This window comes from Thiorhodococcus drewsii AZ1 (assembly GCF_000224065.1).
GTDB classification, from domain to species: Bacteria; Pseudomonadota; Gammaproteobacteria; order Chromatiales; family Chromatiaceae; genus Imhoffiella; species Imhoffiella drewsii.
The window spans coordinates 1-8,426 of the sequence record NZ_AFWT01000070.1 but is presented as its reverse complement, the minus strand read 5'-3'; the positions used below and the strand labels follow the sequence as shown (position 1 = coordinate 8,426).

Below are 8,426 nucleotides of genomic sequence, written 5' to 3'. Positions count from 1 at the left end.
CTCGCGAATCGCCAGAGCCGCCTCGTAGGCCACAAGCGCCCCGGCAAGATCGCCCTGCGCTTCGCGCACGTCGCCAATTCGGTCGTGGCTGATCGAGAGGTCGCGCTGCCAATCGGCATGATCCGGGTCCAAGGCGCTCAGTCGCTCGGTGATCGCCAGCCCCGACTCGTAGGCCACAAGCGCCCCAGCCAAAATCCCCCTGCGCCTTGCGCACGTCGCCGAGCTTGTTGTGGCTGATCGAGAGATCGCGTTGCCAATCGGCATGATCCGGGTCCAAGACGCTCAGTCGCTCGGCGATCGCCAGACCCACCTTGTAGGCACCAAGCGCGCCGGCAAGATCCCCCTGCGCCTTGCGCACGTCGCCGAGCTTGTTGTGGCTGATCGCGATGCCGCGCTGCCAATCGGCATGATCCGGGTCCAAGGCGCTCAGTCGCTCGCGAATCGCCAGAGCCGCCTCGTAGGCCACAAGCGCCCCGGCAAGATCGCCCTGCGCTTCGCGCACGCCGCCGAGGTTGTCGAAGGCGACTCCGCGGTTACGCTCGGTCTCATTCGATGCCTCACTCGTCGGCAACTGCTCGAAATATTTCACAGCTTGACGTGCGACACCATCCAGAAGGTCGAGCCGGCCGATGGGTAGGAGCTTGTCGCGCAGGTCGAACAGCATGTAGTTGATAAGCTCTTCCGCCTGGCCACGAGCTAGGGTCGCGACCCGTTCGGCTCGGTACGCCCACCCGATCGCCCCGAGCAGAATCGCGATGACCGCCCCGGACGCCAAGCCCATCCGCAGCGCACCACGCCGATATGCCGCCCGCTGACGCCGGATCTCCGCGTCCGGCAGATTGGCCTGGATCCAGTCATGGTCGAAGGCACGGAAGTAGATTCGGTTGCGCACCCAGAGCAGGCCCTCCAGCGTGCGGACGATGCCGGCGAGGCGCAGCACGCCGATGAGCAGGTTGGTGGGGTCGTCGCGCAGCCGTCGGCGCTCGCGGATCTGGCGGTAGAGATCGAGCAGAGCAGCGCGGTCGGCGTCGCTACGCAGCAGGTGGCCGCTGACGAACTTGAGGTTGTGCTCCTGATCGCGGGCACGGGTGCTGAAGAAGAGTGCCTCGCAGACGCGGTCGACCCCGCGTGGGTTCCTGACCTGCCCATCCTCCGCCACTGCCCGGCACAGCCGCTGGGTCAGGTAGGGGTGGCCGCCGGTCCAGTAGAGGATGCGCGCGAGCAGACGCCCGGCCTGGGCCGGCGTGCCGGGGAGCCCTTGGGCCAGGGGTGTGGCCTCGGCCGGCGTGAAGTCGGTCAGCTCGATGCGTCGGCCGATGTTGAAGGGGGTGATGCGCGGGTCCTGGATCAGATCGGTCGGCTGGACCACGCCGATCAGGCAGAGGGTCAGGCGCTCGAGCACCGGGTCCTGGGTACGGCGATTGTAGAGCTCGCGGATGCCGGCGAAGAGCTCATCGGTGCGGAAGGAGAGGCTGCGCACCACATCGATCTCGTCCAGAAAGATCGCGACCGGGCGCTCCAACCGCTCCAGCACCACCTGCCGCAGGGCGTCCATCAGGCGGGGCAAGGGGGCGAGGCGGGTCTGCTCGAGCCAGAAGTCGTCGAGCGGGTCTTCCAGCCCGAACTGGGTACCCAGCTTGGCCAGCAGGGCGTCGTACCACTGCTCCGGGGTGTTGCTGGTGATGCCGAGCGCCGTCAACTCGACCGCGGCAACGGCGATGCCGACCTGCTCCAGCCGGCGCTTGGCATGCGCCATGAGCGAACTCTTGCCGACCTGGCGGCTGTCGAGGACATAGCAGAACTCGCCGGCCTGGATGGTCTCGAACAGATCCTCGTCGGCCTGACGCGGGATGTAGCTGACGGCGTCCAGGGCCAGAGTGCCGCCGGTCTGGTAGAAGTCTCCGTTCATGCCAGTTGTCTCCGTAGATAGCGCTCATAGAGGCCGCAGCGCGGGCGGGCCGTGTCCTTGCTGTCCCCGGCCAGGATGCCCGCGCTACGCAGCCGATAGAAACGCTCGTAGTCCGGGCAGGCACCACCGGCCAGCACCTGCTGCACCGCCTCCATGAGCGTCGGCTCGCGGCCGAGCATCAGCAGCAGCCGGCGCAGATGGTCGGCGAAGGGGCCGTCGTCGCAGTCCGACACGGCCTCCAGGTCAGGCAGACGCAGGCCATCCGAGACCAGCAGGTTGAGCGCCCGGCGGGTCAGGTAGGGCTGACCGTTGAGCAGGCTGTAGAGCTGGAGGAATTCGGCCGGCTCGCGCAGCGGGCTGCCATAGCGGCGATTGAGATTGGCCACCTGCTCGCGGCTGAAGTCGGCCAGCTCCAGTTTGGTGCCGACGTTGAAGGGGGATTGGTTGGGGTCGGTGATGAAGAGGTGCGCCTCGGTGGCGTAGGCGATCGCCAGCGTCATCCGTCTCCAGGGTTTGCCGGGGTCGAGCGCACACTCGTTGTGCCAGGTTCGAAAGAGCGCGAGGACATCGCCGCCGAAGGGACAGCTGAAGAGCCGGTCGACCTCGTCCAGCGCCCACAGCAGGGGCTCGGGACACGGCTCCAGGACCTCGCGTCGCAGATAGCGCTCGAAGTTCGTATTGGGGCTGCGGCCGGGGCGCCAGACATCTTCCGGGAAGACATCCAGATCGAGCTGATCGGCCATGATCTCGGCGATGGCGCGCAAAAAGACGTCCAGGCTCGCGAACTGATCCGCGGCGAGCTTCTGCAGATCGGTCAGCAGAACCCGCGTTCCCCGCTGGCGCGCCCCCTGAATGGCGCGGGCGAGCAACGAGGTCTTGCCCATCTGTCGTGCCCCTTTGACGAGCACGATGCTGTCGCAGCGGGCGATCGCTGTTTCCAGTTCGCCATCGGCCCGCCGCACGACATAGAAATTGGAATCCAGCGGCACGGCCCCCGTATCCCGCTCCAGGGGATGCATGGGCACCGGGCGCACGGGTGAATCGATCAGCGCCTTGCCGACCCCGTCGAGCAGCACGCCATCGTCATCCGTCCCGCGCCAGAGGACATATTGCAGACGCTCCAGATGCGGGGCCAACTCGGGCGGCAACGGATCCTCGAAATCGAGCCGCACCGGCAGCAGGCGCGGCTTGCCCTCATGCTCATGCGCGGCCTTGGCGGCGATCTCGACCTCGTACATCAGCATCTCGCTGGTCACCGAGTCGCGCGAGAGCAGCACGATGACGGCATCGGCCGCGCGAATCTCCGATTCGATCTCGCGGGCCCACTCGACGCCCATTCTCAGATGCCGGTCGACGAAAACCCAATGGCCATCCGCCGTCAGGCTGGACTCGAGCATCTGCAGCAAGCGGCCGTCCGGCTCCACCCGGCGCTTGTACAAGATCGCAAGACGTTTGCCGTGCGGCTCCGGGGGGCCCTGGTCATCTCGGTCTGACGACCCTTGGCGCACCGCGGCATCCTCCGGCTCGGATGGCTGCACACCCGGAAGCGAGCCCTCGCCTTGCGGATCGGCATCTTGCCCGTAGTCATGCAGATACCAATCGAGCACGCGAGCCAGGGCGGCCAATGCCTGGCGCACATCCTTGTCGCGAATCGGTTTGGGATGGGCGCCGAGGTTTCCGAGCTTGTTCAGATAGACCATGGCCGCCAGCGGCGAGTCAGGAACGATCTTCTTAAATCCCGTCAATAGTTTATCTAAAGGCTCGGTGCCGCGTTCGCGCTCCAGCTGACACTCGCACAGCTCGATGACGATGACCTCGAGGGCTCGCCGCGCACGGACCAGCGAGGCCCCCAAATCATGATCGAGCAGCTTGACGGTCGCCTCGACCTCTTCCGCGAGCGCCGGCGTTCGCCCGCGCAATCGCTCACAATACAGCTGTAGATCTCGGCATTCCGTCATCCAATCATGGTCATGCATGTCGATACTCCATCCGATGCGTGAAATCGATCTCGGCGGCAACGATGGCCAAAGATCCGAATACAGCCATGCAGGTCCGCGCAGCGGACACTACGGATACGATCCTGAGCAGGATCCGCTGTGCGTAACAAGCGCCGTTGGCCGGCACCAAGATCGTGGAAAGCGCTCACCGAGCCGCTCCTTGAGCTGCTCCTGACGGACCGGCAGGATCTCGGCGTTTACAGGCGACGCGATGCACCGCCTGCTGCCTCCATTGTGTCGTATGGCCGAGGCACCCCATGCCTCAATGCCCCGCCTGATGGATCACGTTGTCCTGCACCGCATGCTGGGCCAGGTGACCGTGATCGGCGCTCCCGCGCACGCCGGTGAGGATGGCCGCAACCAGGCTGACGATCAGGGCGATCCCGCCCGCGACCAGGCCCACCTGGTCGTGCCCCAGATGCAGCAGCGCATGCATGAGCGGCAGTTCGAGCGCCTCCTTGAAGAGGGTGTGGGTCGTCAGCCAGGTGATGCCGAAGACGCCGATGACGGAGGCCCAGCGGAAGCGGCGCTCGTTGCGGTGTGCGCGCGTGGCGGCCTCCCTGGCCGCCGTGCGCTCGAGCAGGGCATCGATCTCGGCGGTATCGCGGCCAAGTTCCGAAAGCATGGCGTCCAGCCCCAGTGCCCGCCGCAAGGCGGCGTTCACGGCGTTGTGCATGCTGATGCGGCTGACGTAGGAGAAGCTGAAGCAGAGACGGAAGTTGGCGATGTCCTGGCGCATGGCGATCATCCGTTCGCGGTCGGCGGCGAAGCGTGCCGGATCGGGCCAGAAGCTCGCGTCGTTGGTGAGATGCAGCAGAAAACAGAATTCGTGGTGCGCCAGTAGGACGATCGGCAGATAGTGACCGCGATAGGTGACGCTCAGATAATTCTGGAGGAACTCGGGCGCCGCACCCGACGGATAGCCTCCCAGATCGACGGCCGAGGCGCAGCCCTCCAGGGTGAAGACATGGGTGACGTTCTCGAAATGGGTCACCCGTTCGGTGCCGGGCAGCGCGTCGCGGAGATGGTAGTCGGCGGTGTAGTGACGGCTCAGGCGCACCAGCAACCGCTCCAGCTCGGCGGCGTCCGGCCTGGTCTCGAATTGCAGATAGGTGGCGGTGAACACGCGCTCGGCCCGCCCGCCGGCCGGTTTTCCGATCAGCCCCCGCGCCAGGGTGGCGAGCGAGAAGGCCGGCGAGGCGTCCAGGGCGGTGCCGTCGGCCCGCCACCAGGTCAGCCGGTTGATGCGCGCCAGGCTGTATAGCGCCTCGTTCAGCACCTCGGGGGCCAACACGCCCTCCTCGCCACCGAAACGCACCTCGGCGATCAGAAAGGCGAAGCCGGTGCGAAAGACGATGTAATGCAGATCGAGCACAGCCACCTCGACCGGCCGTTCGGACCAGTCGGACACCTGCCGCTGAATGCGCTCATGCGCGGTGCTGGACAGCTCGAGCATCAGCCGGTGAGGGCGGCGCATTTCCTTCGGCATCGCGGGCTCATAGGCCAGCCGCTTACCGGCGACCAGCTTGCGCGCACCCTCCGTCAGGCGAAACACCTGCGCATGATTCCCGAGCGAGGGATCCAAGGTCGCGGTGCCCGTCGGCTCCCGCCCCCCGACCAGACGCTGCACGTGCGGATGCAGATCGTTGCCCAGCGACAGGGTAGCGGGCTCCCATACCGGCCAGTCGACGCGCTTCCCGTCGATGGTCTGGAGCATGTCGTCCGCGAGCCAGCCGCCCGCGTTCGGGTGGTCCGATGTCTCCGAGGGCGCGGACCGCAGGTCGCCGAGACATTGGGCGGGCGCCTTCGAGAACTCGGCCCCCTGGAGCGGATAGAAGAGAAAGCAGGAATGCGCCTGGATCGGCGGCAGGACAGCGGATCGAGAAGACGGTGCAAGCTCTGGCGCATCGGTCGAACGCGGGTCGCTCATGGGGCAGCTCCTGTGGCTTCCTTGATCGAAGGCGAGACTCCGTTTGGCACCCGGCACCGGAAGACTAGTCTCGCGGGTGCAAAATGGCTCGGAGGATCGATTGTCTCCGCTTGTCGCGATGAATGCGATCCTCGCGTCCGCGCCCCACCACAACACGCCGACACGCCCGGGCCCGGTTCAGATCCGCTTCTGCTCGATTCGGAGAATGCCGAGTCGACACCGTCCAGGCACCCAGTCCACTCCTGCGTCGAAACACAAAATTCGACGTCAGTCATAAAACCGCGCATCGAGCCGCGTTTATCCCAGCAGAAGCGGTCCTGTCCCGCGCCGACCGGCGATCCGGATCGCCCAACACCAGGGCCGCACCCTCAGACCGTCCGACCTATGGGAGATTCATGCATGGGGCTCGATCGCAACTTCCTGCTCGACGAGACCGCCTGGGAAAGCGCCTGGCGGCAATGGCGAACCGCCGAGCTACTCCACTGCCTCTACCGGCTGGCGCCCGAGCCGCTGGACGAGGAGATCGTCGTCGAGCTGCACCGGCCGCGCTTCCTCGTCGATGCCCGTCTGATCCGGCTGCAAATCCCGGATGAAGCCGGCCGCATCCGGCTGCGCTTCGGCCTCGAACACGACAGAGCCGTCATCCCGCTCAGGCTCAGCCGCAGCCTGGAAGACCTCTTAGGCGACGGAATCGAAATCCGGATCGATCGGGACAGCTTGGAAGACTATCTCTGTTTCCATGCCTGCTTCGTCCAGCCGGATGGGAACCCGCCCACCGTGCTGGTCGGTAGCGAGGACTTCCGGCATTTGCTCGATCTTGGTACGAACAAGCCGTCCTGGATGGACGCGCGACACAGGATCAGCGCGCCGATCCCGGAGACCGATGAGAGCGAGCATTGGCTGCGCAGCCTGCCCGCACTGGTCGATCGGGAGTTGACGCTCGTGCACTATCTGGTCGAGCGCGATGGACAGGTGCGGACACTGGCGCGCGAGCCGGATCGCTGCCTCCTGACACTGCCCGAGCAGGTGCGTGCACTCTGTGCGGCCGCGTCGCCCCATCAGCGCACCGTCGCCGCTGCCGATGCGGGATACCAAGGGGACTGGCCGGAGGGCGATCTCGCGAAACCGCCGATACCGCTGGTCGAGGGTACGGCAACTGCGGAGCGGCGGACCGGGGTCCGGGTCGTGCAGACGATCGCGCCCGCCGAGAGCACGGATCTGGAGACCGCGCTCGCGCCCTATCAGGCGTTGCTGGAGTCACCCTGCCCTCTGGCCCCGGTGCCGGATCTCGAGTGGCTGAGCATGCAGCTCCGAGACGCCTTCCCCTGGCTCGAGCGGGTCACTCGAGCCATCCTCCAGGAGCTGGCGGTCGCCGCCCAAGGCCGGGGCGGATTCCGGCTGCCCCCGCTGCTGCTGCTCGGGGACGCGGGCATCGGCAAGACCGCCTATGCCCGGTTCCTGGCCGAGATCGGCGGCGTCCACAGCCGTCTGCTGAGTCTGGCCGGCAAGACTGACAACCGCGACCTGATCGGCACCGCGCGCGGCTGGGGCAACCGTCACCCTGGGCTCGGCATCCGGCTGATCGCCGAGTCGGGCCAGGCCAATCCGCTGATCGTCCTCGACGAGATCGACAAGGCCGGCGGCTCGCGCGACAACGGCAACGTCCACGACGCCCTGCTGACGCTGCTCGAGCCCCAGAGCGCCCGCGCGATCCACGACGACTTCCTGTGCGGCAGCGTCGATCTCTCGCACCTGAGCTATATCGCGACCGCCAACCGCGTCGACCTCCTGCCCGGCGCGCTGCTCGATCGCTTCCGCGTCTTCCGCGTCGACCCACCCGAGCCGGAGCACTACCCGGCGATCGTGCACCGCACCATCCAGGCGTATGTCGAGCGTCATCAGCTCGACCCTCGTCTCCTGCCCCCGCTGGACGAGGTCGACTGGCGCTGGCTCGGACAGTTCTTCCGCAGCCCGCGCCAGGCGCGCAAGGCCACCGAGACGCTGATCGGACATCGGCTGACGCATCCGCGACCGGGGATGCGGCTGAACTGATCCCCGAGCCGGCATCCAGGTGCTTGGCGACCCGCCGAGCACGCCGTTAGGATGGCCCGCATCCGATTCGAAAGAGACGGATCGAATGGAAGGCCCGACCACCGACTCGAAATGCTGTCACGACAGGAGCGCAAAGACCATGTCAGCGGAGATCGAAGCACTGTTGGAAGAAGCGGATTCGCTCTATGAGCGCGGCGATGCGGCCGCGTTGGAGGATGCAGCGCGGCTGTGCGAGCGCGCGATCGAGATCAGCGAGAGGCTCGATCCCACCGTCGACGCCCACCGCCACATCCTGACACGAGCCCATCGAAAGCTGGGACTCATACGCTGAAACAGGGTGGAGAAAAGGCCAACGAGACGCTACTGGCCGAATCGGAGACGGCGATTCAGATCGGCGAGACCCTCGACCTCGCCAGCGCCTACACCCACAAGGGCTACGTCCTCCAAACCCTCGGCTCGCCCCAGGCCCTGCAGCAGACCATCGCCGCCTACGACCGCGCCATCACGCTGAGCGAGACCCTCGACCTCGGCGTCGCCG

5 protein-coding genes are annotated in these 8,426 nt (G+C 66.5%); 2 read left to right on the top strand and 3 right to left on the bottom strand.

Features of this window, described 5'->3' with window-relative positions; genetic code table 11:
- From THIDRDRAFT_RS24225 to THIDRDRAFT_RS22450, 3 genes are all read right to left on the bottom strand, one after another.
- Window positions 1-1,909, bottom strand: a 1,909-nt coding sequence (locus THIDRDRAFT_RS24225) for an AAA-like domain-containing protein (protein ID WP_007043225.1), incomplete at its 3' end; no start/stop codon positions are given.
- Window positions 1,906-3,885, bottom strand: a complete 1,980-nt coding sequence (locus THIDRDRAFT_RS22455) for an AAA-like domain-containing protein (protein ID WP_007043224.1) — start codon at window positions 3,883-3,885, stop codon at window positions 1,906-1,908. The genes THIDRDRAFT_RS22455 and THIDRDRAFT_RS24225, both read right to left, overlap by 4 nt.
- A gap of 283 nt (window positions 3,886-4,168) precedes the next feature.
- Entirely contained in the window at window positions 4,169-5,836 is a 1,668-nt protein-coding gene (locus tag THIDRDRAFT_RS22450) for a hypothetical protein (protein ID WP_007043223.1), read from the bottom strand.
- A gap of 399 nt (window positions 5,837-6,235) precedes the next feature.
- On the opposite strand from THIDRDRAFT_RS22450, the gene THIDRDRAFT_RS26305 reads away from it, so the two are divergent.
- Window positions 6,236-7,888, top strand: coding sequence for an AAA family ATPase (locus THIDRDRAFT_RS26305; protein WP_007043222.1), 1,653 nt, complete (start codon window positions 6,236-6,238; stop codon window positions 7,886-7,888).
- 139 nt (window positions 7,889-8,027) lie between these two features.
- On the top strand, window positions 8,028-8,219 hold the full coding sequence (locus THIDRDRAFT_RS22440; protein WP_007043221.1) for a hypothetical protein: 192 nt from the start codon (window positions 8,028-8,030) through the stop codon (window positions 8,217-8,219).
- Window positions 8,220-8,426 lie beyond the last annotated feature (207 nt).

What these genes read in the sequence shown, in the direction of transcription:
- THIDRDRAFT_RS22455 (WP_007043224.1), bottom strand. Translation starts at nt 3,885, where the DNA reads ATGCATGACCATGATTGGATGACGGAATGCCGAGATCTACAGCTGTAT.
- THIDRDRAFT_RS22440 (WP_007043221.1), top strand. Translation starts at nt 8,028, where the DNA reads ATGTCAGCGGAGATCGAAGCACTGTTGGAAGAAGCGGATTCGCTCTAT.
- THIDRDRAFT_RS26305 (WP_007043222.1), top strand. Translation starts at nt 6,236, where the DNA reads ATGGGGCTCGATCGCAACTTCCTGCTCGACGAGACCGCCTGGGAAAGC.
- THIDRDRAFT_RS22450 (WP_007043223.1), bottom strand. Translation starts at nt 5,836, where the DNA reads ATGAGCGACCCGCGTTCGACCGATGCGCCAGAGCTTGCACCGTCTTCT.